Origin of the sequence: Pontibacter rufus (assembly GCF_015694705.1) — a bacterium.
Taxonomy (GTDB): Bacteria; Bacteroidota; Bacteroidia; order Cytophagales; family Hymenobacteraceae; genus Pontibacter; species Pontibacter rufus.
Genome location: NZ_JADQDR010000008.1, coordinates 268,717 through 291,904, shown reverse-complemented (window position 1 = coordinate 291,904; position 23,188 = coordinate 268,717). Strand labels below are relative to the sequence as shown.

Annotated in this window: 14 protein-coding genes; 1 reads left to right on the top strand and 13 read right to left on the bottom strand. The window is 45.8% G+C overall.

The window, feature by feature from the left end:
- Positions 1-182: 182 nt before the first annotated feature.
- The 13 genes from I2I11_RS15010 to I2I11_RS14950 all read right to left on the bottom strand — a co-directional run bounded on the left by I2I11_RS15010 (position 183) and on the right by I2I11_RS14950 (position 20,183).
- Positions 183-1,277 carry a sialidase family protein gene (locus I2I11_RS15010; protein WP_196268537.1) on the bottom strand — a complete coding sequence of 365 codons (1,095 nt, stop codon included), beginning with the start codon at positions 1,275-1,277 and terminating at the stop codon, positions 183-185.
- Positions 1,278-1,375: 98 nt separating this feature from the next.
- Positions 1,376-2,554, bottom strand: a complete 1,179-nt coding sequence (locus I2I11_RS15005; RefSeq protein ID WP_196268536.1) for a cellulase family glycosylhydrolase — start codon at positions 2,552-2,554, stop codon at positions 1,376-1,378.
- A gap of 201 nt (positions 2,555-2,755) precedes the next feature.
- Positions 2,756-4,810, bottom strand: a complete 2,055-nt coding sequence (locus I2I11_RS15000) for a CehA/McbA family metallohydrolase domain-containing protein (protein WP_230680320.1) — start codon at positions 4,808-4,810, stop codon at positions 2,756-2,758.
- A gap of 210 nt (positions 4,811-5,020) precedes the next feature.
- Entirely contained in the window at positions 5,021-5,872 is an 852-nt protein-coding gene (locus I2I11_RS14995) for a sugar phosphate isomerase/epimerase family protein (RefSeq protein ID WP_196268534.1), read from the bottom strand.
- 70 nt (positions 5,873-5,942) lie between these two features.
- Entirely contained in the window at positions 5,943-7,091 is a 1,149-nt protein-coding gene (locus tag I2I11_RS14990) for a Gfo/Idh/MocA family protein (protein ID WP_196268533.1), read from the bottom strand.
- A 111-nt stretch (positions 7,092-7,202) separates the two neighbouring features.
- Positions 7,203-7,967 (bottom strand): ThuA domain-containing protein, encoded by a 765-nt coding sequence (locus I2I11_RS14985; protein WP_196268532.1) that lies wholly within the window; start codon positions 7,965-7,967, stop codon positions 7,203-7,205.
- Between the two features lie 155 nt (positions 7,968-8,122).
- Positions 8,123-8,680, bottom strand: coding sequence for a plastocyanin/azurin family copper-binding protein (locus I2I11_RS14980; RefSeq protein ID WP_196268531.1), 558 nt, complete (start codon positions 8,678-8,680; stop codon positions 8,123-8,125).
- Between the two features lie 119 nt (positions 8,681-8,799).
- The gene (locus I2I11_RS14975) at positions 8,800-11,889 is read right to left on the bottom strand and encodes a PVC-type heme-binding CxxCH protein (protein WP_196268557.1); all 3,090 of its coding nucleotides are present in this window, start codon (positions 11,887-11,889) and stop codon (positions 8,800-8,802) included.
- A gap of 271 nt (positions 11,890-12,160) precedes the next feature.
- Positions 12,161-12,865 carry a DUF3823 domain-containing protein gene (locus tag I2I11_RS14970; protein WP_196268530.1) on the bottom strand — a complete coding sequence of 235 codons (705 nt, stop codon included), beginning with the start codon at positions 12,863-12,865 and terminating at the stop codon, positions 12,161-12,163.
- A 25-nt stretch (positions 12,866-12,890) separates the two neighbouring features.
- Positions 12,891-14,783 (bottom strand): RagB/SusD family nutrient uptake outer membrane protein, encoded by a 1,893-nt coding sequence (locus tag I2I11_RS14965; RefSeq protein WP_196268529.1) that lies wholly within the window; start codon positions 14,781-14,783, stop codon positions 12,891-12,893.
- Between the two features lie 19 nt (positions 14,784-14,802).
- On the bottom strand, positions 14,803-18,255 hold the full coding sequence (locus I2I11_RS14960) for a SusC/RagA family TonB-linked outer membrane protein (protein WP_230680318.1): 3,453 nt from the start codon (positions 18,253-18,255) through the stop codon (positions 14,803-14,805).
- Between the two features lie 75 nt (positions 18,256-18,330).
- The gene (locus I2I11_RS14955; RefSeq protein WP_196268528.1) at positions 18,331-19,392 is read right to left on the bottom strand and encodes a FecR family protein; all 1,062 of its coding nucleotides are present in this window, start codon (positions 19,390-19,392) and stop codon (positions 18,331-18,333) included.
- A gap of 152 nt (positions 19,393-19,544) precedes the next feature.
- Entirely contained in the window at positions 19,545-20,183 is a 639-nt protein-coding gene (locus I2I11_RS14950; RefSeq protein ID WP_196268527.1) for an RNA polymerase sigma factor, read from the bottom strand.
- Positions 20,184-20,631: 448 nt separating this feature from the next.
- Here I2I11_RS14950 and I2I11_RS14945 point away from each other — a divergent pair, with 448 nt between their 5' ends.
- Complete coding sequence (locus tag I2I11_RS14945; protein ID WP_196268526.1) at positions 20,632-23,097, top strand: penicillin-binding protein 1A; 2,466 nt, start codon at positions 20,632-20,634, stop codon at positions 23,095-23,097.
- The last annotated feature ends 91 nt before the right edge of the window (positions 23,098-23,188 follow it).

Below are 23,188 nucleotides of genomic sequence, written 5' to 3'. Positions count from 1 at the left end.
AGGTTGCCCAGGTTCATCTCCAGCCCATTGAAGCTGCCTGCCTTCTGCGCTGTCGCACTGAAGTATAAAAGGGTAAAGGCTGTAAAAAGTAATGCTTTTTTCATAATCTCATATATTTAATTATTACCACAACCAAGTGTTTATTCAGGCAAATAGCGTATCCAACAAGCTGTCTGAAACACTTATCTACTTATTTTGCCAAACCTGACCTGTATGTTATGGCCTCCTTCACTTCTCCTTACAGAGTTGATGATGCCAATTTCGTCCGGGCCGGTCTGGTACAAGGCGGACCAAAGTGTATTATCCCAGGCTGGTGCTGTTTTATGCCAGCTCTGCCCATAATCATCACTGATAGAAATGTTGCTTTGGTTGGATGTGACGACAAGCCGGCCATCATCCACCGAGAGAATATAAGGGCCGCCTAACTGGTCTGGAATGATGATTCCCAAGCCGACCGGCCATGTAATTCCATCGGCACTGGTCTTGTAATAGATGTTGCACTTCTCCGGGCCGCAAATCTCATAGACAGCGATGTATTTCCCGTTCTTCATTTTGGTCCACACAGGCATGCCGGGGCGGGATGTTCCATGTCCCGGCTCATACGCCACCCATACTTCTTTGCCCCAGGTTTTGCCGTAGTCAGGGGAGGTTTTCTGGGAAATAATCTGGCTGTAGGAAACACTGTCAGTCACGTGTTTCTCATTCGCATACATAACGGACAATCTTCCATCATCCAGAAAATAAAAGTGCGGTTCGTATGCTCCTTTATCCGGTTTACCCAATTCGCCCGGCTTTCCTTCGTTTGAGTCGATTGTGCTCAGCTTCGCCCATGTACGGCCGCCGTCGGTGCTACGGTAAACGGGCAGCCTGTAGGATTCCTGCCAGCGCACGGAACGGCAAGCCAGCAAAATCGACTTGTCCGGAAGCTGAATCAGTTGCGCATTGTCCAGATCTCTGCCCTCATCAGAGAGTACAGACAGCTTTTGCCAGTGCCTTCCCGTGTCATTGCTTACAGAAACTTCTAATTCAAGCCCTCCATTGGGATCATTTAAATAGCCGTTGTTCCTGGAGACGGTATAGGCAGCCAGCCAGGAGCCGTTGTCCAGCTTTAGCATGCGCCCATACTCCGAGCCATACTTGCCGTGATTTCTGCCTTCCTGCGCTCCTGCCTCAAAATAAGGCTCATTGTTGACCAACACTTTCTGCCCCCATACGATTGAGCTGGTTTGGGCTACAGCCAGATGCGCTACGATGGACAGCAGAAAAGTAACTTTCAAAAATGGCCTTATCATAACCCTTAATCAATAACTCGAAACATGTTAGACACTTAGCAGGATTAGTATACTGCTCTCATACTTTATGTTAGCCTAGTCCCTTACTGTTCTACTGGCTCTGCCACGCCTGTTAATTCACTTATAAGCTCCACTTCTTCCTGCTTGTAAGGCGTGCCGTCTTTTCTGAAGACATCATGAAACCAGAGCTCAGGCTCCTGTGTATACTGCTTCTCCCAGCTGTCCCAGGCGTACTTTGTCTGTGTTTTGCCATCTACCAGCCCCCAGTTATACATGCCCACGTTATACTTCTTGCCTATGGGCAAAGCACTCTGGAAAGTGCTTCCGTTCGGGCGTGCCATGTATTCTGTACAGAGTATGGGCCTGTCGTATCTTTTAAGCCAGACGATCCGCTTCTCTAACTCTTCGGGATTATCATAGTTGTGGAAAGAAACGATATCAGACTGTTCTATCTGCACCTTTTCAATTGGCTTCATACCTTCATGTGTTGACCAGTCTCCTGCCCAGACGGCTGAAGTAAGCGGCTGCGACGGATTGGCGGCCCTTGCCCACACAAATGTCTTTTTTAAGAGTGGCAGCACATATTCTACTTTATTGGGTAGTTCCACAGCTCTATAGGAGGGTCCGGTGTCATTGTCCGGCTCATTCCACACATCCCAGCCCAACACCCTGTCGTCATTGGCAAACCTGGAAACCACGCCTTTTACATAGCGCTCCAGGCGGGGGTACTGCGTGGAATCTTTTAAAGCATTGGCGCCAGGGCTTTGTACCCAGCCAGAATTGTGCACATGCGGTTTAGGCTCACGTTGCGTGCCCAGTTTTGGATATGGGTCCCAGCAGGAATCAAAAATAACAAACAGGGGTTTAATGTGGTGACGGTCGGCAATCGTCAGAAAGGTATCCATGCGGTTCAGAAAGCCGGTAGAATCCTGCTGCCACAACAGATCATGCAGGTATACGCGGGCGGTATTCATACCTATTTCCTCGGCCCAGCCCAGTTCCCGGTTAATGGTGACCGTATCAAAGGTGGCGGCCTGCCACATTTCCAGTTGGTTGATAGCAGTGCTTGGAATAAAGTTGCTGCCCACCAGCCACTCCTGCTGCGCATACCAGTCATTAGCCTTTTCCTTCGACCAGATAGCACGTCCGGCGGCCGTTGCTTCACTTTGCGTTGCGGCACTTTCTTCCCGCTGCGGATTCGTACAGTTTTGCAGCAGCAGGCAAGTAATACACAGTAAGGCGGTTATTCTTGATAAAGACATAGTATAAATTTTAGCTTATTCCTTGAGGTTCGAATTGTTAATCTCTTAAGTATATTAGCGTAAGTAGTTAATGAGCAATATTATAGCTCACGAAATAGTGATTAAATTAAGATACATCCCTGCTTTATAATGGAACCGGCGGTAATCTATTAAGCAACTATTGTTACCCTTCTATAACCTGCCAGCTTATTATTTTAAAAGCTATTCAACCCATACAAATTGGGTGAATGCACCATTTGAAGCGACGTCCCATACTTCTAACCTCACCCACTTTCTGCCTTTAAGGTTAGTCGTAAACCTGAAATTTTGTTTTCCAAAAGCTTCTGTTTTGTTCAGGTTTATTCTTTCCCGGTAAACCTGTTTTCCGTCCCCTGATATAACCTCTGCAAAATTTAAAGGGAAGGTCCAATCAATTTCCAGATCAATAGCAGCTTTGCCATTGTTATTCAGCTTGATGCTTTCTCCCGGGCCTCTTCCATTTACTTTAAAAACAGGAAGCAATACTTCTCCTGTCGACACGAAAAAACGTCCGTCTTCCATTGCGTCCAGTACCGGCTGCCAGCCTTCTTCAAATTTAGGGAGCTTGTCAAGCTGCAGATAATTGATGTTCATGTGCCCGTAAATTTCATAATCAGGCTCAAGCTTAAACAAGTCGGCTTCGCCAATAACATATTTCTTATAGCCCCAATTTGCCATGTCATCCATTAGGTCAAGCGCCCTTTTTCCTAATCTTGGTTGCGACAGATCGGCAGGAATTGCTTTCCAGGCCGCACCCAGGAAGCGGTCAGACTGGAAAAAAGCTTCCTCTTTATACTGATCGGGAAAGCCGGTAGAGCCTTTTGTACGGGCGTGCGCTGTCCATGCCAGGCCATTTTCCTGTTCCAGCAGTTGTAGCATTTCTTCTTTACTTCCTACGCGGTAGATCTTGCCATATTCCGGATCATCCTGTACAAAAGGTTGGCCCTCCTGCCTCGACATAATCCAATAGACAGGTTTAGGAAACAGGTTCATCCAATGGCCGCCGAAATAAATATTTGGCTCTTCGCCCGGAAGCATTAGAAAGTTACCACTTGATAACCGCGCACACTCGTCAAACATGAGCTTTAACTCTGGCAGCCTTCGGGGGCCCGGGTCTCTCGGGTTACCGGCTAAATGAAACTCACCTAAATGCATGATGTTGACGCCTAAATTCCGCAAAGCTTTCACATGGCCCGGAATTTCGGTTATAGGTTTATGCGTCAGCACATCATCAATATGCTCGGTATGAAAGTGGCTTGCCATCGTATTATACCCTGGAAGAGGCTTATAAGAATCACCATGCGTAAACTGCTTTACCTTTTCCAGAACTTTCCCGTCTTTTTGGGTGCTTAACAAGCAAAAGAAGTTCAAGCGTTGCTGTGTAGCCGGAGGGGCATTAAACCAGGGCACATGGCGCCTGTCTCCCATTAAATCCTGCCTGATCCCAATACCATATTCAGGAAGCATGCCGCGATAATTACTGCCGTACCAGACGAACTTCAGATTATAAGCATTGTCCAGGGGATAAAAATATTGATGGGGAGGAGGAAAAACAGCTATACTCCCATCGCTGCTCTCGCCAATGATTGTACGATATTTTACAGCTATATCCTGGCTGGCTGCTGCAGCGTCCACCTCCGAAGATTGTAGATAATCTTCAGTATCAGACCAGAAAATTTCTTTCCAGACAGGCTTTTTACTTACCAGTCCTGCATCGTAGATAATGGCTACTGAATCTTTTTGAGTGGAAACGACTGCCGCTACGTTTAATAAAGGGCTGCCGTTATATAAGGTTATTTCCAATGTTCCGGAAAAGTCTCCGGCCTTTACGTCAGAAACTATGATTTTGGTCCGGGTGCCCGAACTTACTACCTCGGCACGTTGTTTTTCCAGATTGACGGTGTAGGCTTCATAGGGCAAGTAGGCAGTTTTATCAAAGAAAATGTTCCAGCCGCTTTGCGTGGTAAGGTCTCTTTTCCCTACCGTAAGCACAAAAGCCGGATCAAGATTGCTCGCGATTTCTTTGTAGGTTCCCGCTTCACTCAGTTGTATACTCTCAAATAGAGGCTTACCTTTCTCAAGATTAAAAGTAATTTTCCCCTTTTCAGCCTCACTGACAGGCCAGGTAACATTTAGATGATTCTCCTTCGCAGTAGCAGTAACTTCTCCTCTCTTATCAAAATCATGCAGGTTTACGGGCACTTGCGCGTTGGCAAGCATGCTCAAAAACATCAACATTATAACTATAAATCTCCGGTGCATAACTTGCTGATAAGTGAAGAACAGAATTAGCTTGTGATCTTCGAGTTATTAAAGAACGGTTAGTTAAAGTATAACAATCAGACTGCTTCCAGAGCCAAAAAGCCACCATTCCCATACTTTACCCTGAGGTGCTCATCCGGCGCTAGTATTCCGGATCTGATATTAAAAAATTGTTGCGGCAAAATTTTAGCGGGCAAACTGCTTCTTATAAAAGGCAAGACCATCTATTGCCAGTTCATCCGGGCTATTGGCTAATGGCCTCCAGATGCAGGCTGCCCTTGCGAGTTCTTTCGAGGGCGCTCCGAACGTTTCAATAACAATAGCTCCTTCATACCCGATTTCGGTTAACGCTTCATTGATACCAGTCCAATCCAGGTGCCCCGTACCTGGGGTTCCCCGATCACTCTCGTTCCCCTGGATATGGCATAGTAAGTCTTTACCTACTTTGCGTATAGTATCCGGAATGTTCTTTTCTTCGATGTTGCAATGGAAAGTATCCAGTAAAATTTTAATGTTCGGATTAGCTACTTCTTTGACCAGCGAAATTGCCTGATCAGCAGTATTCACCATATCCGTTTCAAACCTGTTTAAAGGTTCCACACCTACCACTACGCCGCAATCTTCCGCTATCTTTCCAGCTTTAATGAGATTCTCCACACACCAGTCCCTTTCCTGCTTCTTCTGCTCTGCAGATACAATTCTGGTTTTACCTACTGCCGAATAAACAGGACCGCCAAACACAGGGCTTTCCATATCTTCTGCAATCCTGATGCAATCTGTAATATACTTCAGTCCTTGTGCCCGGATGCGGGGATCATCACTGGAAATATCTCTTTCAGGACCAAAGGCACCGCTTATGGTTACTTTTAAATCTGCGTCCTTTACAACTTCTTTTAACTTACCCCAGTTTATTAAATCCTTATCTTCAACTGCTATCTCCAGTATGTCATAGCCCATTTCCTTGACTTTATGAACCAGGTTAAAGGAATCTGTATTGAAAGGGGATACCCAGATGAAAGTGCTTGCTCCAAATTGCATAGAAAATGTCTTTAAAATTTTAAATAAAAGAGGGTATAAGCTCGAAAGCTTATACCCTCCGCTTTAAAACTCAGGAATATACTTTCCCTGATGTAGCATTCTCCAGTTCAAAATCCGGAATAAAAATTCTTTTACCGTTATTCATGGCAGATTCGTGTGCGCATATACCTGCACAGGTATAGTTAGCCGCTACATCGGCATCCACCGCAGAATTTCTGCCTTCCATAATTGCGGCAACAAACTCCTGTACCAGGTGCGGATGCGAGCCACCATGCCCCGCGCCCTGCAGGAACGAGACGTGATTCGGATCATCGATTTTTTCTCTTTTTGTAAAATGCGCGATTTCTTCAATTAAAAGCGGGTCAGTGTCAGGCACATCTATTCGCCTGGCGCTTTCACCACCCTCAAATAGTACATGGCTCTCGTCCTGCAACTGCTCCCACTCAAACGACATTTTAGTGCCATATACGTCATAGCTTTCCCTATACTGCCTTACAACATCAAATAAGGATCTGGTCGCTTCAGCAATCACATCAGAATTTTTTAAAGTAAAGGTAGCCGTTTCTACTGCGAAAGGAGATCCATACCTTTTTGCCAAATCTTCACTCAGGCGGCCCGAGCCATGGCATACAACCGATTCGGCTTTTGTATTATTTATGCGTAGCAGCGGGGAGATGGCATGGGTGCCATTCAGCATCGGCGGAAAGCCTTTCCAATACTCTGCCCAGCCCTCCATACTCATATCCTGTATATGCGAGCCTCTTACAAACTGAATACGCCCGAGCTTTCCGCTTTCGGCCAGCTCCAAGCCATATAGAAACTCCCTGGTGTACAAGGCTGTTTCCATCATCATGTATACTTTATTCGCCTTTCTCTTTGCCTCCACAATGGCTTTACAGTCTTCAACCGTCATAGCCATAGGTATGGTGCAGGCGGTGTGCTTGTTGGCATTTAGTGAGGCCAGCGTCATTTTAGCATGTTCGGGCACGGGAGTTACGATGTGTATCGCATCAACGTCGTCTCTTTTCGGAACATCCTCGAAGTTTGTAAAACACAAGTCTTCATCCAGGTTAAACTTATTTCTGAGTTCCTCTAATGTATTTTTGTTGCGGGTGCATATACCCACCGCTTTGATATTGGGGTGACTTTGATAAATGGGAATAAACTCTTTCCCAAAGCCCATACCTACAATAACTACTGTAATTTTTTTCTGACTCATAGTTTTATATGTTGTTTAACTATTGTTATGAAACATGAAAATAACATACTTAAAGAACCTGCTTTGCTCTTATCAGGGTATGTGGTATTACCAACGAAACAATCTATGGCACTACTTCCCGGCTGCCCATTTAACAGCATTGCGCAGGAGCGTCTGATACGCAGGTAAATCATGCGACTCCGCATCGTGGCCTAAGGCGATCCCTACTATCCGGCCCTTGCCATGCTTTACAGTAAATATTGAAGGGAAAACTTCGTCTGAGTTAGCAGCCTTAGCGGTTGCCAGAACATCAATACCCGGACCAGCCGGGTCTGGCTTGTAATAATAAAGCTCATCTTTGAGCGTAAACTTCTGCGCAACATCTTGTGTAACCGGATGATTTGGGTTTGTAACGGTAACCTCAAAAGGGCCGTACGGATTATGCCCCCGGGATCCGCCGCTCACCAGCTCGCGGTTATACTCCGGCCAGTCGCTCCAGTTATACCACAAAGCTGCATGCCCCAAAACCAATCCATTTCCGGCATTTACAAAGTCCATAATAGCCTGCCGTACCTTCGGGTCATTTATAGGCTGGTTATTGCTCAGGTAAAGCACATCCACGTCGGGTAAATAGTAAGCTATAGAATCGGTATTATCAGTATACCTTACTGTTGCAAATCCATCTCTTCTTAGTGTCTCAGCATCAGCTTGTTTATACCAGCGATCGAAATCATGAGAAGAACCGCCTCCAACTATTAAAGTATTTATACTTGCCCGTTTTTCACCTACACCAGACGAATTAGCCTTACACTGAGCTAATAAAAGCCCCAAAATCAGTAATAATACAACCGGTGCGCTTACTCTTGCGGACGAATGAAAAGCAGTTTTAGTGTTCATAAAGAAACAAGTATAGTGTTATCAATTTGTTGTAAGGTCACTGCGTTAAAATAATATTTATAGATAACGCCGGCACGTCAGTATGGCGTCTCCATCTACAAGCCAGCTTGTGCCAACTTTTGCCTGGTGTGTTCTCCCGATGATTTCTGAAATATTTACTTTGTCACTTTCATAATGCCGTTCATCATCCGCCAGTGCCCTGGGAAAGTACACATAAAAGGATAATCCCCTGGTGTTGCAGGAGCGGTGAAAGTTAAGGTAACAACTTCTTCCGGATCCAGCAGTTTAGTAGCATGTAATACCTCCGGCATATCGGGAACATAATTTTTCTGTGCGCCTTTGGGATCTCTGGCTAAAGCATCAGCCGCTGCACCAACCTTTTTCGTTGTTCCCGGCTTTATTATAACCATGTTATGCTGCATGCCATCCGGGTTTTCTAACTCAATGATAACCTTCTGGCCTGCTTTTACAGTAATCAGTTCTTTATCAAACTGCATCATATCCGGTACAATACTCATGATAATAGTCTTGGTCTGAGTCTGATCAGCCGGATCTGTTTCAGATGCTTTAATTCTGTTTGCATCTATACTTGTATTGGCCTGGGCCTGTATGCTGCTGTCCTGCTGGCTGGTCTTACTATCTTTTTTTTCTGAGGCGCTGCTGCAAACCAGTAGTATGCCGAAGCAGCCGCAAAGTATAAGGTTCTTTATCATTATCGTTTAAAATTGTATTCGTATTATTTTCTTTCTTACAAGCCCGTTTGTTGCCTTGAAGCAATTATCCTTCCGCTTTATACTTAGCATACAAGTCCGGACTTTATTATCTATTCTTATCAGTCTATCAATTCCAGAGAGATGTTCTGCAAATTTCCTTCAAACTGGAAAGATCCCTCATAGTTTCCAATCTTGTTTTCATTGTCGAAATCCTCACCTGAACGAACATTACCAACCAGTGGCTCTGTGAAAACAGCAGGCGCTTTGGCTGTTGCAAATGTCTTCCCATCTACTTTAACTGTCATTTGCCCGTTTTTTTCTAGAATAGCTGTGACATCAAATTTTTCAGGCAATGGCTTTTTTGATATGGCGCTGTAAGTCTTACCATTTTGATTTACCACCATTTGCAGCTTTCCATCCTGAATAAACAAGCCATATCCATTTTCTTTGCCACCCTGCGCCATGATAACTCCCTGCAAGTCTCGGGATGCCCGTTTGGCTACCGATGCCCTCATGACAATCTTCTTTCCACTGACATCGGTCGGGAACTGTAAGCTACCTCGTCTTCCTAACGAGTACACCTCATTTTTAACTGCCTGAACCATTCGCTGGCTTAAGCTTGGTTCCGATTGTGTCGAAGCTGTGCTTTTATTTGCTGCTGAAAGAAAGCCGTCTTCATGGGCAATCGCTGCGGCAAAAAGCGCTTTGGTAATCCAGTCATCCTGCGCGTTTTCAGGTACAAGGCTTGCCTCGTATACAAGTTTGCCCAGCTCTTCTGATGATGGAAAAGTAGTTATAGCTAACAAGGCTGCCTTACGGGTATTTAAGTCAGGATCATTAATTATGCCACTTGCCTGAATCGCATCTATCGCTTGCTGGTTCTTAGGCAAAACTTCTACGGCAGCTTTCCGAACTCCGGCGGCCGGATGTGACAATGCCTTGATGGCTACCTGTAATGCTTCGGCATTAGAACCATCCAGAGCACCTAATCCCTGCAATGTCCATAAGGCATGCACAGCCGGACTATTCAGCCCGATTTCATCCACCCCCTGATTAGCTATTGTTTTGTAAAGTTCAGGTATAGCCGCCTGGTTTTTTGATTCTACCAGTAACCGCTGGGCCGTCATACGCCAGAACATATTATCACTTTTTAAAGCTGAAAGTAATCCCGGCAGATCATCCACAGATAGTTTAACCGGCGTAGCAGGCTTCGCTTCTTTGTAAACTACGCGGTAGATTCTTCCATGATTTGTATCGCGGATGGGGCTATACATCGCATTTCCCGGGCCCCGTTTCTGTGGCTGCTCTGTGTTAGGCAAAATATACTTTACAGGAGACTGGCGTTCCACAAAATCGTTGTGCTGAATTATAAAACTGTACCAGTCGGCTATCCACACGGCACCATCAGGTCCTACCTGGGCTTGTACGGGCCCGAACCATTCATCTGAGCTGGCCATAAAATTCCAGCCGTCTTTTTCTGTAAACCCTGCTCCATCAGGCTCTATAATAGCTTTATGCGTTAGCCGCACGGTGGGCTCATTAACAAAAGCAATGCGGTTCCAGTACTCCTTCGGAAAACTTCTGGCGGTATACAGGTGATGGCCTGCCGCTGCCGTAAATCCGCCAATCACATCAACCTGCCTTAAATTAGGCGTCATAGAATGCACATCATAATGCCCGTCTATTTTCTGAACCGGATCTATTGAATTTTCCTCCGCTGGCTGCCCGTCTGCTGCCTGGGCAGTTAAGGCAGGAAGCTTGCGTTGTGTGTATTTGGCCGGGATAGAATAATAGGCACTATGCGTGTTATTAGCTGTAGAGATAAAAACATTGTTATCTTCCGAGAACCCTAAGCCCCAGGTATTATTACTGGTGCTGGCCAGAAACTCAAAGTCAGATCCATCCGGATTAAAGTGGTAAACTCCTTGCCCAAACCGCATAGGCTTGCCATTTATGGTGCCGTTAAAACCGGAATATCCGGTAACTCCCCATATCTTATTATCAAACCCATATTGCAGGTTTGAGGGCCCCGCATGGGTATCGTTCTTTCCCCAACCGGTCATGATATTCTCCCGCACATCTGCTCTGTCATCTCCGTTGGTATCCTTTAAGAAAACAAAATAAGGTGCCATCGAAACAATTATCCCACCGTTAGCAAACACCATGCTGGTCGGGATATTCAGGCTATCGGCAAACACGGTAAATTTATCCGCTTTCCCGTCGCCATCCGTGTCTTCACATATCTTGATGCGGTCATTTGCCTCGCCGTCTGTTTCTGCGAACGTATTTGGATAATCCACCGACTCTACTATCCATAAACGACCTCTTTCGTCCCATGCCATTGCAATCGGATTCGTGATATCAGGCTCTGCTGCAAAAAGCTGAATTTCAAAATCAACCGGAACCTGTATGAGTTTCTGAGATTGCTCCGGAGATAAAGCCTCCTGCATTTTAGACACTTCCAACCGCTCCGTTAAACCGGCTATCGCTGAATGATATATACTTACATCAGGAATATTTAACTTTTCCACTTGCTCCCTCACATCGTCTCCAATCGCCCACATAATACCGTTCTCGACTAGTTCCATAAATTCCGGGTTCGTCCAGGTACTGTCGTTGTGACCATAGGCCGTATAAAAGACCCTGCCTTTACCCTGATTGCGTACCCAGGTATAAGGTTCGTGGGTATTACCTTCAACGCGTTCCATGAGCACTGTCATATCCGGGTTAATCTTTTGGTGTACATAGGTTTCATCCCAGGTATCAAACTCAGATATTCCCTGCATAACGGGGTGGGTTGTGTTAACAATTTCGGCTGTAAAATTGCCTGTGCCATGAGATTTAAACTGCCCGCCAACTGTTTTTATATACCAATCAGAGTTTTTGAAACAGCCGGTTGCTGAATGAAGCGGAATCAAACCATTGCCGCTCTCCACAAATTGTTTTAAGGCTTGTTCCTGAGCGGCAGGTAAGCTATCATAATTTGCATAGATTATCAGGCCGTCGTATTTATTTAGATTATCCGCGTTTAGGTCTTTCAGCTCTTCCGTGTAGGTTATGTTAATGCCATCGTTAAAAACGGCTGTTGCAAGCCATGGGGCATACTTACCAGAATCATGGTGTTCGCTGTCGTGCCCCAGAAACAACACTTCTGCCCTTCTGGGAGCTTCCTGACTAACATTTTCTTCTAGAGAGCTACTACCTTTCATCTGCGCCTTATCAGCACAACCGAAAAGTCCGGCAAAAAATAACAAAAAGACGACCTTCTTCATTATAGTTAATTATTTTAATGATAAAGTGCACTATAGAATCTATACTTGATTAAGTATGCTGCACGACTGAGGCAAGTAAAGTCTACCCGGTAGTTTAGAGAAGATGCTATTTGAGAACAGCATCTTCCCCGAACCACGGTTTTATTGTATAGGTAAAAAATTAATCAGAACTTCAGCCCTCGTACTATTCCGGGCCAAAAAGCAAGTATTACTGTATTTGAACTTTTTCGATAGGTGAGAATATCATGTCCTCTACTCCGCTAATCTTTACACCAACACGGGCAAAAACATAATTCTGAGCAGGCGTTATCGCAGGAGCCTCTACACTGAGGCTAATATTATTCATATCCGCAATATCGCCTCCATTTATGTTTGTAGCAGCTATGTTGTTACCCAGATCTACAAAATAGGTCTTGTTAACATACAGCGAAACCCGTTCCACGTCTTTAGCATTGGCATCAGTTATGATCTTCTCCAATCCGAAATTGGCAGAAACTGTTCTGCCTGAAACAGAAAATTGAGGGTTCCTAATCATGTAATAAGGTGTCACCTCAATATCCAATGTTTGATTTCCATTCAGATTAACCAGAATGGTATCAGACTGCGTGGCATCATTAGGATTAGAAATGAATGGCCCCTGAGATGCCGGGATGATTAGTTTATAGTTAGCATTAAAAAGTAGGGCCGAAAAAGAGCCATCCTGATCAACAACAACATTGATAGGAGATTTCTCCTGCCAACCGGGTTCCCACAATTCAAAGTATACCTGGTCATACCCTACATTGATGGGTTCACCATTATAAACTATTCTTCCCTTGAGCGAAGAGTCCGGTGCTTCGTAATTATCCAGTTCGCAAGACGCTAATCCAAGACTCAGAGCAAACCATAGGATATAACAAACTTTGATTTTCATAATATGTTACTTTTACAGTTTAAACTTATTGATTTGGATTTCTCACGATCAGAGGGTTATTGTTAACAATGCCGTCGTTGATCTCTGAGTAATAGTTTCCCAGCCTGAATCTGTCAGGGTTTGTAACCTGGCTAGGCAAAACTATTTTGAATACCCAGTCATTCCATTCCGCTTGGTTTGGATCTCCGTTGCCATCATAGAACTTATAAGGCCACATGCCGAAAACCATTGTACTTGGATCTTCAGCTTCTCCAATACCTGTTAATAGATCATTAACAGTCATTCTGGTGCCATCCCAAACAATATGGGCTAATCTCCATCGCTTCATATCCCAGAGTTGATGGCCTTCAAAAGCTAACTCTACTTTTCTTTCATGCACGATTCTGTCGAAAGTAATATCGGCAGCTGTCAGCGGTATGATTAGTCCTGCTCTTTCACGTACCTGGTTCATATACTCCGCTGCCAGATCTTTCTGCCCTAACTCAAATGCGGCTTCTGCTGCATTAAGCAACACTTCTCCATAACGATAGCGGATCCACCAAACATCGCTTTGCACCCCTCTCTGACCGGAGCCTGGCTGTGGATCCATGTACTTTCTGATATAGAAACCTGTTTGGGCACTGAATTCCAGGTTATCAATAGGCCCGCTAAAGCCCACTACCTGCTCTTCTATTCCATCGCCATTCACGTCTCCTCGTCCCCCAAATCCGCCTGAGCTAACGACATTCCCGTTTGGAAGCATGAAGCCAGCCCATATATCTACCTCTTTTCCTTTAAACTGCGTTCCGGGAAGAATTACGGTTCCCCAAAGTCTAGCATCGCGTCCGGCAAATAAATCTGTGGGATCACTGTAGTGAATTAAATTACCATTAGCATCTTGTATAGGAAGTGGCGCATAGGTGTTATCAAGCTTCTCGAATGACTGCACCAGGTTTAAAGATGGATTAATCCTTCCCCCCTCCTGTTCTTCTGCCTGATAGCGTGGCTGATTAACTATAGTCCAGTTATGAACTTTTCCACTTTTCGTTTTATAATCTTCAACAAAAATAGCTTCAGGATTATTATCCTTGTCATAGAAAAGGCTGGCAAAGTTTTCGCCTAAATCAGGCTTCTTCTTGTATAAAGAATATCCGAGCGTCATCACTTCCTGCGCTGCTTTCAGGGCTGTTTGGTAATAACCCTCAGCTCTGTCAGCCGGAATGCCTACTTCACCGCCAGGCAGCGATACAGAAGGTGTTCTCTGTCCGTATTTTGCTATGGAACCTGCATACAAAGCTGCTCTTGCCTGCATGGCTAATGCCGCACCTTTGGTAGCCCTTGACTTTGTATTGATATCAGCTGGAAGCGTGGATTTTACAGCTTCTAATTCACTGATTACGAAATCATAAATTTCAGATTCTTTCGCCCTCGGATGTCGAAGATAAGACGGGTCTCCACTGAAATCATAAGTCATTGGTTCTAAGATTAACGGAACCCCTCCCATTCTCTTCACAAGTTCGAAATAAACACCAGCTCGTATAAAGCGGGCTTCCGCCACAAACCTTGCCCTGTCAGCTTCAGAGAGTTCTGTGGCCGCTTCTGCTTTTTGTATGAAAAGGTTTATTTCGCGAATGTAGCCATAATCCCAGTAGCTCCATTCCCCAAAACCATACTCTGTGTTTCGGTGCCTCCAGTAATCCCCAAACGCTGAGGCAAAAGCTTCATCAAAATCTGCATAAGACCCCCATTGTGTAATAGACTGGTAATCCGGCATACGGCCATAAAGGTCTCCCAAAACAGATAACACCAAAGTTTCATCCTGCCAGATCTGTTCATCCAGCAAAATATTCCGGGGTTCTCTGGCCAGAAACTCTTCATCGTCGCATCCGGAGCTAAAAGCGAGCAAACCCGATAATATTATAAAAATATATTTTTTCATCTTTATCAGTTTAATGTTTTTAGAAAGAAAGATTAGCTCCCAGATTTATAAATCTGTTCTGGGGATACTGGAGTCCGTTCGTATCCATAATCTCCGGCTCTATACCAAATTGATGCACATTATCTATGGCAAACAGGTTATATCCATTGATATAGATCCTGGCTCTTTTTATATGCACCTTACTTAGCAGGCTCTCCGGCAGGCTGTATCCCAGTTCTATTGTCCGGGCACGCAGGTATTTCACATTAACCAGCCAGAAATCAGATTGCCGGTTAACATTGCTGTGTCCGCCTTCATTAAAGCGCAAGGCCGGGTATGTACCAGGTACCCAGGGGCTATCCAGGTTAAAAGGGTCTTGTCGGTGCCACCTGTCATCGTAGAATATTTTAAGTAAATTACCTGTGTTTTGATAAGGTATTCTCATTTCCCATTCTGGTAAATAAGAATACATTCCGCCACCTGAAAAATCAGCTCTGAAATCGAATCCTTTGTAAGCAGCTGTAAAATTCAACCCGAAGTTAACTGCCGGGTTTTGATCTCTAGCATACCCTATCGGTCTTACATCGTAGCCATCAATTTTTCCATCCTCGTTTATATCATTATAAATCAAATCGCCCGGCAACAATGTTTTGTTACCCTGTCCATCAATATTTACAGGATAATTATTTATGTCGTCCTGAGACTGGAATTGTCCAACAATTTCGTATCCCCAGAAGGTGCCAGCCCATCTGTTTTCTGCTGAGTTAACATAGTTGTCCCAGGAGTTGCCCCAAGTTGGCTTGTAGGATTCCAGGTTTTTGTGCCTTGAATAAGAAGCATTTCCGCCTACGCTGAACTGGACTTCACCAATCTCTCCACTATAGGCAATCGATCCTTCACCGCCCATTTGTGCGTCACTGCGCAGGTTCTCGGCAGGTAAGGTATATCCTAATTCGCTTGGTACCAGCACATCATACCTGTTCTGGAATAAACCCGAACGTTTTCTGTAGAAATAGTCGAATGATCCAGATATCCTGCTATTAAGGAAGCCATAGTCTAGGCCGATATCCGTAATCTTGCTGGTAAACCAAGAAATATTGTTGGTTGGTACTGCTCTGTTCTGCCTTGCCCCTGCTACCACAGTGCCATCGAAAATATTTACCCCGGCAGGATAATTATAGCCAACTATGTAATCAAAAGAACCGATCCCTACATTATCATCTCCTAATACACCATAAGAAGCACGCAGTTTTAGGTCTGTTAATGAATTCAGCCCAAGAGATTTGAAGAAGTTTTCTTCTGTAATCCGCCATCCGGCTGATACGGAACCGAAATTGCCCCATCTTTGCTCCGGAGCAAATTTCCAGGAAGCATCCCGGCGCCCGCTTACTTCAAAATAATACTTGTCGGCATAGTTATAAGTAAAACGACCTACATAACCAACCCGTGCTTCCTCATAATCATCATCATTATAGGTATCTACATCAGCAAACTGAATAATGGGCAGTGCGTTGGTTTTTGGTACGGCGTGTACCCAAACGTCAAGAATACGTCTGTCAATCCTCTCAGCAACAAAAGTAGCGCCGATGTTGTGCTTGCCGAATGAGTTGTTGTAATTTAACTGCCCTTGCAGAGTTGTACCAAAAACTTTACGTGTTCCACGTTCACGCCACGGGTTTGTGCTACCGCCCGTTCTGATATACTCATCTGTCTGGGCATTATAAGTATAGGCATCATACGTATACTCGTGCCCGTTCATAAGCCTGTCTGCCAAGTAATAAGAATATAGTCCTTTAGCAGTGAGCCCTTTAATAGGCAGTTCGTATTCCGCATCGAAGTTAGCCTGCAAAACACGCCAGTCCTCTGTCCAGTAACCCGAAATATCCTTATTGAGTATGCCCCAGTTTGTTTCGTTATGACCTATATCAGCTACATAAGCCGGATTATCATTGGCATAAGGGCGTTCGGTAGGACGGTTGCGGAAAAGGGCGAAACGCGGCTGCCAGTAATCGTCACCACCAGGCACTCCCGGGTTATCTCTTGTTTCGATGCGTCCGTTAATCTGAACCCCTATTTTCAGCCGCTCTGTGATCTTAGCCCCAATATTAGACTGGATGTTAGTTCGGCCAAAAGTAAATTCCCGGCCAAGTACAGAATTCTGATCTAACCTGGTAAGAGAGAGGTAATAATTTATTTTATCTGATCCGCCGGTGGCATTTACGTTGATAGAGGTTAAGGGAGAATTTGGCTGTATAATAAAATCATACCAGTCGAAACTACGATACCCCGGTTCTGTGCCGGCTCTCCATTTTTCCAGTTCAGCTGGTGTAATGTCAGTTGTACCGCGCTGATTCATATCAGCATCTGCTTTGCCAGCCATCCATTCGTATGCATTAACAGTTTCAGGAAACCTGCTCCAGTTCTGCCAGCCTGTGTATGCATCTAGACTTATTGTATTACCATTACCGTTCTTCCCTCTTTTGGTAGTAACAATAACTACCCCATTGGCCGCTCTTGATCCATAAATGGCCGCAGAAGCATCTTTCAACACGGTAATGCTCTCGATATCGTTTGGAGACAGGTTATTAAACTGGCCGGCATCCTGTTGTACACCATCTATTACAAACAACGGATTACCCATATTACGGATTTGCACATTGGCGCTGGCTCCCGGGCGTCCGTCAGGCATCCGGAAAGATACCCCAGGAATTTTACCGGCTAAGGTCGCACTAACGGTTGAAGCATGCACAGCTTCAAGGTCTTTGCTTGTAACCCCGGAAACCGCACCAGTTATAGACTCTTTTGTTTGGGTACCGTAACCAATTACCACTACCTCTTCCAGGGCTTCGGTATCTGTTTTTAGTTGAAGGTTAATTACAGAACGGTTCTGGATGGGAACTTCCTGTGTTACGAAACCAATATAAGAAACGACCAGGGTACCGTTTTCCTGCCCGTCCGGAACACTTAGGTTAAAGTTACCATCTGCATCTGTTACAGTTCCCAACGCAGTGCCTTTCAAACTTATGGACACACCTGGAAGGGGATCACCATTATCTCCCGTAATTTTACCACTAACGGTGATGGCTACAGCTTTAATTGCTTTTTCTGAATCTGCTGTTTCCTGGCTCTTCTCCTCTTCAACTGGTAAGATCAGGTAAGTATCTTTGCTTACCTTCTCGAACTTAAGATTAAGGGGTTGGAGCAGATCTATTAAAGCCTTATCCACTGTGGCAGCGGATTGTTTCACCGGCTCCGGATTAGCCATAATTTTACCCAGCATGTCGCTGTCGTAATTAAAGCTTACCTGGTATTGCGTCTCATATGCGTGGAGCACATCTGTCAGCGGCTTCAGATTTCGTCGCCCTTCGGAGTGGACTTTGCCGCGCAGAGAAGTATTCAAAGCTGTCAGTACCTGCGCCTGTGCAGGCAGCTGCAAGCTGGCGCACAAGATGACTGGAGCAAGCAGCGGAATTTTGCGGAAATATTTCATCATATTTTGCAGTTAAAATGAAAAAAATTAATGTTCCTAATCCAGCCAGCGCCTAAGGAGGCCGAATGATTTTAAAAGTTAGCTAATGGTTACCTGTTTGCCATCCTTATGTATAGTTAAGTGAAATAATTTCTCTAAAGAGACAAAGAGCGTCTCTATCTGATTTGCCGGAGCAGTACCGGTAAACCGTTTTAGCAATAAGTCAGAGTTTGTAAATGTTACCTTATACCCATAACTATCTTCCAGTACCCGTGCTACTTCTGCAAGAGAGGTATCATAAAACATAATTTTATGATACCGGAAAGCTGCAAATGCTTCTGTATTCTCAGCTTTTCTCTTCTCTAACTCACCTGTGCGCTCATTTACCTTTATCAGTTCGCCTGGCTTTAAGGTGGCTTCTGCCCTGGTATCAGCCACAAGCCCAAACATCTTTTCCTGGAAACGCACCATCTTTACTTTGCCCTCACTTAGTACTACTCTTTTCATCCGGGGCCATTGCGTTACAGTAAACTCAGTTCCCAACACCTCTACCTTCAGGTTATCTGATAATTTTACCTGGAACTTCTGCTTGTTGGCTTTATGCCTTACTTTAAAATAAGCCTCTCCGCTAAGCTGCACTTCTCTTGTAGTCTGATCATCCCACCCCTTCTCAAAAGTCAATTTTGAATTGGCATTCAAAACAACTTCAGAGCCGTCGGGCAGGGTGATGTTTTTAATTTCACCATACCTGGTCCTGTAGCTGATGATTTCCTTGCTTTGCTGTGTCAGCATCCAGAACACCCCAATACTCAGCATGAGGATAGCCGTTAACCCAGCAGCCACTCCCAAAGGCGAACCCCAGCGATACAACTGAAACAACCTGGCAGGTCTGATATCACCAGATGCAGCAGGCGTCTCCGCCGCTGCTTTCCCCGCCATAATATGAAACCACATTGCAGCCTTTTCGTCCTCTGCCAGTTGTTCTCCACCGGTGTTTAAATCCAGTACTATGGTTCTGGCCTGCCTGATTAAAGCAGCTTTTTCAGGATATTCTTCTAACAGTGCCTGCCAGTAAGCACCGGCATTTGGATCAGTGCCGCGCACCCAATGGCAGAAGGAGGCGTCCATCACAAAATCCTGAACCGTTTGATAATCTTTCATTACAAAAACTGAAACTACGAGGTGTTACTGCATGTATAAAGACAGGTTTTAACGTAAGTGACCCATCACTTCAGAAATATTTTTATTTTTTCTAAAATTTCTTTCACATATGGCGTCGGGCAGCAAACAAAAGCACCTGCCAGCAGGTGCTTTTAACAGGAAATCAGAATAACGAACAAAAGGATGCCGGCCTGTAGTGGAGAATAAGAAACATACAGGGGTGAGACATCAGACAATGGGGCAGTAAAATAACTTTTCTTCAGAACATCAATCGCCCTGTAGATTAGTTTGTATACAGCTCTTGGCGATATTTCCATCAGCAAAGCTACCTCTTCAAACTCCATGTTCTGGTAAAATCTAAGGTAAACAGCTTCCCGCTGGCGCTCGGAGAGCTGCTGCAGGGCATTCTCTAAAGCAGTATTGCGCTGCGTATCTTCATCCAAACTTATCCATTGTGCTTCGGCAGACTCTTCTGCCAAGACATCAGAAGTTGCGCCCTGATATACTTTGTTATGTTTTTGCTGCCTGCCTAACTCTCTTCTTAAAGATCGGAAGAGGTAGTATTTGATGGAGGTTGTGGGCCCTAATTTGTTCCTGGTGCGCCAGATAGTTACAAAAAGGTCTTGTATGCAGTCTTTTACCTGATCTTTATCCGGATGCAGGCGGCAGCCATAACTGTAAGCAACATCAACAAAGCTGGTATACAGGAGAGAAAAAGCTTCTTCATCCCCGGCTCTGAGGCTGTCCCAGAGTTCCGCTTCATTGCATAACATTTTTGCATTATCTGCCATATCAGCAATCTCCTGTTGAGAAGAAATGTTGCATTTGCTTATCGTCAGACTAATCTAGTTATAAAATTTGAGTAATCACACACACCTGTTGAATTAATTTTGAAAGTTACAGTATAAGTAAAAGGCTTAACCATGAGTTTTCTGCTTTACTGCCGGCTTTTATAACAGATATCGGCGGATTGCCCGTATAAAAGCAGCTCTGCTGAAGTATAAACATCCTGTGTCCTACTTTCAGTTACCGGTTTATACTTTGCAACAGCAGCTGCACTGGCCAATTGCATCCGTTTTCGTAAGCACACGGCTCTTTAATAAAGCATTGTAGTATAAAATATGGCATTGGCGCAATTCTTGTAAAACACTTGCCGTTGCACCAAAATCCGTAATTTGCGCTACAATGCATTGCTGCCGGAAAAGGAGTATTTGTAGCAAACCTGGAATAAAACCTGTCATGAGGCATACGCTGAAAAAGGTACTTAAATTCATCATCACCAAAATACTGGTACCGGTCATCCAATTGGTACATGCCGAGTTGTCAGCTTTCTTCCATAGCTTAAAACCAAAGCTTACCCGCACTTACTGGCAGCAGAAATGGGCACACTGGCAGGAAAGCCGCCGTCGCTCTGACTACAGACCTATACTTCGGGCAGTATATAAACTGGCTTTGGCAGGCCTGCTCCTGTTGGTGCTGTTTTACTTTGCGGTATACATTGGCCTGCTCGGCGATATGCCTTCGCGGCGCGAGCTGAAAGCAGTGCAGAACAGTACCGCCTCCGAAGTATACGCCACCGACGGAACGCTGCTGGGGCGCTATTATATCCAGGATCGGACCAATGTAAAGTATACTGATATTGCCTCATCCGCTATACAGGCCCTGGTTGCCACCGAAGATGCCCGCTTTTACAAGCACAGCGGCATAGATGTGCGCAGTCTGGGGCGGGTGATTGTTAAAACGCTGCTGCTGCAGGATGAAAGTTCCGGCGGCGGCAGCACGCTCAGCCAGCAGCTGGCCAAAAACCTTTATCCGCGCAAAAATTACTGGCTCTGGGATATGCCCGTAAACAAACTGCGCGAGATGATTATCGCGCAGAAGCTGGAAGCCATCTATTCCAAAGAAGAAATACTGGAGCTATACCTGAACACCGTGCCAATGGGCGGCAACCTGTACGGCATCGAGCGTGCTGCACAGCGCTTCTTCAGCACTTCTGCCGGCGCTCTTAAACCCGAACAGGCTGCCGTACTGATTGGTATGCTGAAGGCGACCACCACTTATAACCCGCGCCTCAACCCCAAACGCTCACAGCAGCGCCGCAACGTGGTGCTGGCCCAGATGGCCAAGTATAATTACCTGACAACTGCTCAGGCTGACTCTCTCAAAAAGCTGCCGCTGCAGCTTAAGTATAATTATACTACCCACAATGATGGATTGGCCACTTACTTCAGGGAGCACCTGCGACAGGAACTGGCTGCCTGGGCCGCCGGCAAAAAGAAGAAAGACGGCGAGCCCTATAATCTCTACACCGACGGATTAAAGATTTATACAACCATTGATGCCGGTATGCAGCGCCATGCCGAAGCGGCCGTGCATAAGCAAATGACCCTGCTGCAAAAGCAGTTTGATGCACACTGGCGCGGCCGCACACCCTGGGGCCGCAATACGCAGGTGCTGCAGGCAGCCATGCATCGCTCCGACCGCTATAAAAAAATGATGGCAGCCGGAAAGTCAGAGGCGGAAATTACGGCTGCCTTCCGGAAGCCGGTGCCAATGCAGCTGTTCGGCTGGAGCGGCAACAGCACGAAAACAATGAGCCCGATGGATTCCCTGGCTTATTATGAGCGGTTTCTGAATACCGGTCTTTTTTCGGTGGAGCCGCATTCGGGCTATGTACGTGCCTGGGTGGGCGGCATCAACCACCGTATTTTTAAGTATGACCATGTGCGGGCCAGGCGGCAGGTAGGCTCTACTTTTAAGCCGTTTGTGTATGCCGCGGCACTGGAGCAAGGCGTGGAGCCCTGCGATTATTTCCCGAACGAGCGCATGACGTACCCGGCGTACGATAACTGGTCGCCGCGTAATGCTGATGAGCAGTATGGCGGCGAGTACAGCATGCGCGGCGCCCTGGCGCATTCGGTTAATACCATCTCAGCACAGCTTATTATGAAAACCGGGATTGATAACACCATGGACATGGCGCATCGGCTGGGCATTTCGTCTAAGCTGCCTGAGGTGCCGTCGCTGGCGCTGGGCACAGCTAATCTTTCGCTGCAGGAAATGGTTACCGCCTACGCTACCTTCGCTAACCGCGGCTACCGTGTAGACCCGGTATACATACTTAAAATAACAGACCGGAACGGCAAGGTGCTGCGGGAACATCGCAAAAATGAGCATGCAGAAAAAGTGCTGTCGGAGAAAACGGCGGCTGTGATGCTATACCTGATGCAGGGTGTGGTGGAAGAAGGCAGTGCCGCCAGCCTGCGCTCAAGATTTGGCTTAAAGATGGACATTGCCGGCAAAACGGGCACCACGCAGGATTTTGCCGACGGCTGGTTTATCGGCATCACGCCGCAACTGGTAACGGGCGTCTGGGTAGGCGGCGAAAGTCCGCAGGTGCGTTTCCGGACACTGGCGCTGGGGCAGGGCGCCCATACCGCGCTGCCGATCTGGGGTGATTTCATCCGCCGCATTGCCATCGATCCTGATTATAAAGGCTACTACAACAGCCACTTCGATCCGCTGCCGCCACGCCTGCTGGCCAGCCTCAGCTGCGCCTCTTTCCGCGCCGAACCGCCGAAAGAGAATTTCCTGGAGCGTGTGCTGGACAAGGTAGCGGACAAAGCTGTAGAAACTTTTAAAGGATGGAAAGAAGACTGGAAGAAGCGCCGCCAGGAAAAAAGGCGAAAGAAGAACAGGGAATAGTAGGCATAAGTATAAAAAAGCGCAGGTATAGCAGATATTTGCGGCCATACTTGCTACGGAAACTGATGTAGATCTATGAAAAAGGTGGATG

Excerpts from the sequence above, each read along its gene's own strand:
- I2I11_RS14990 (WP_196268533.1), bottom strand. The coding sequence starts at position 7,091 with ATGAGTCAGAAAAAAATTACAGTAGTTATTGTAGGTATGGGCTTTGGG.
- I2I11_RS14955 (WP_196268528.1), bottom strand. The coding sequence starts at position 19,392 with ATGAAAGATTATCAAACGGTTCAGGATTTTGTGATGGACGCCTCCTTC.
- I2I11_RS14950 (WP_196268527.1), bottom strand. The coding sequence starts at position 20,183 with ATGGCAGATAATGCAAAAATGTTATGCAATGAAGCGGAACTCTGGGAC.
- I2I11_RS15000 (WP_230680320.1), bottom strand. The coding sequence starts at position 4,810 with ATGTTGATGTTTTTGAGCATGCTTGCCAACGCGCAAGTGCCCGTAAAC.
- I2I11_RS14985 (WP_196268532.1), bottom strand. The coding sequence starts at position 7,967 with ATGAACACTAAAACTGCTTTTCATTCGTCCGCAAGAGTAAGCGCACCG.
- I2I11_RS14970 (WP_196268530.1), bottom strand. The coding sequence starts at position 12,865 with ATGAAAATCAAAGTTTGTTATATCCTATGGTTTGCTCTGAGTCTTGGA.
- I2I11_RS14980 (WP_196268531.1), bottom strand. The coding sequence starts at position 8,680 with ATGATAAAGAACCTTATACTTTGCGGCTGCTTCGGCATACTACTGGTT.
- I2I11_RS14995 (WP_196268534.1), bottom strand. The coding sequence starts at position 5,872 with ATGCAATTTGGAGCAAGCACTTTCATCTGGGTATCCCCTTTCAATACA.
- I2I11_RS15005 (WP_196268536.1), bottom strand. The coding sequence starts at position 2,554 with ATGTCTTTATCAAGAATAACCGCCTTACTGTGTATTACTTGCCTGCTG.
- I2I11_RS14975 (WP_196268557.1), bottom strand. The coding sequence starts at position 11,889 with ATGAAAGGTAGTAGCTCTCTAGAAGAAAATGTTAGTCAGGAAGCTCCC.
- I2I11_RS14960 (WP_230680318.1), bottom strand. The coding sequence starts at position 18,255 with ATGATGAAATATTTCCGCAAAATTCCGCTGCTTGCTCCAGTCATCTTG.
- I2I11_RS14965 (WP_196268529.1), bottom strand. The coding sequence starts at position 14,783 with ATGAAAAAATATATTTTTATAATATTATCGGGTTTGCTCGCTTTTAGC.
- I2I11_RS14945 (WP_196268526.1), top strand. The coding sequence starts at position 20,632 with ATGAGGCATACGCTGAAAAAGGTACTTAAATTCATCATCACCAAAATA.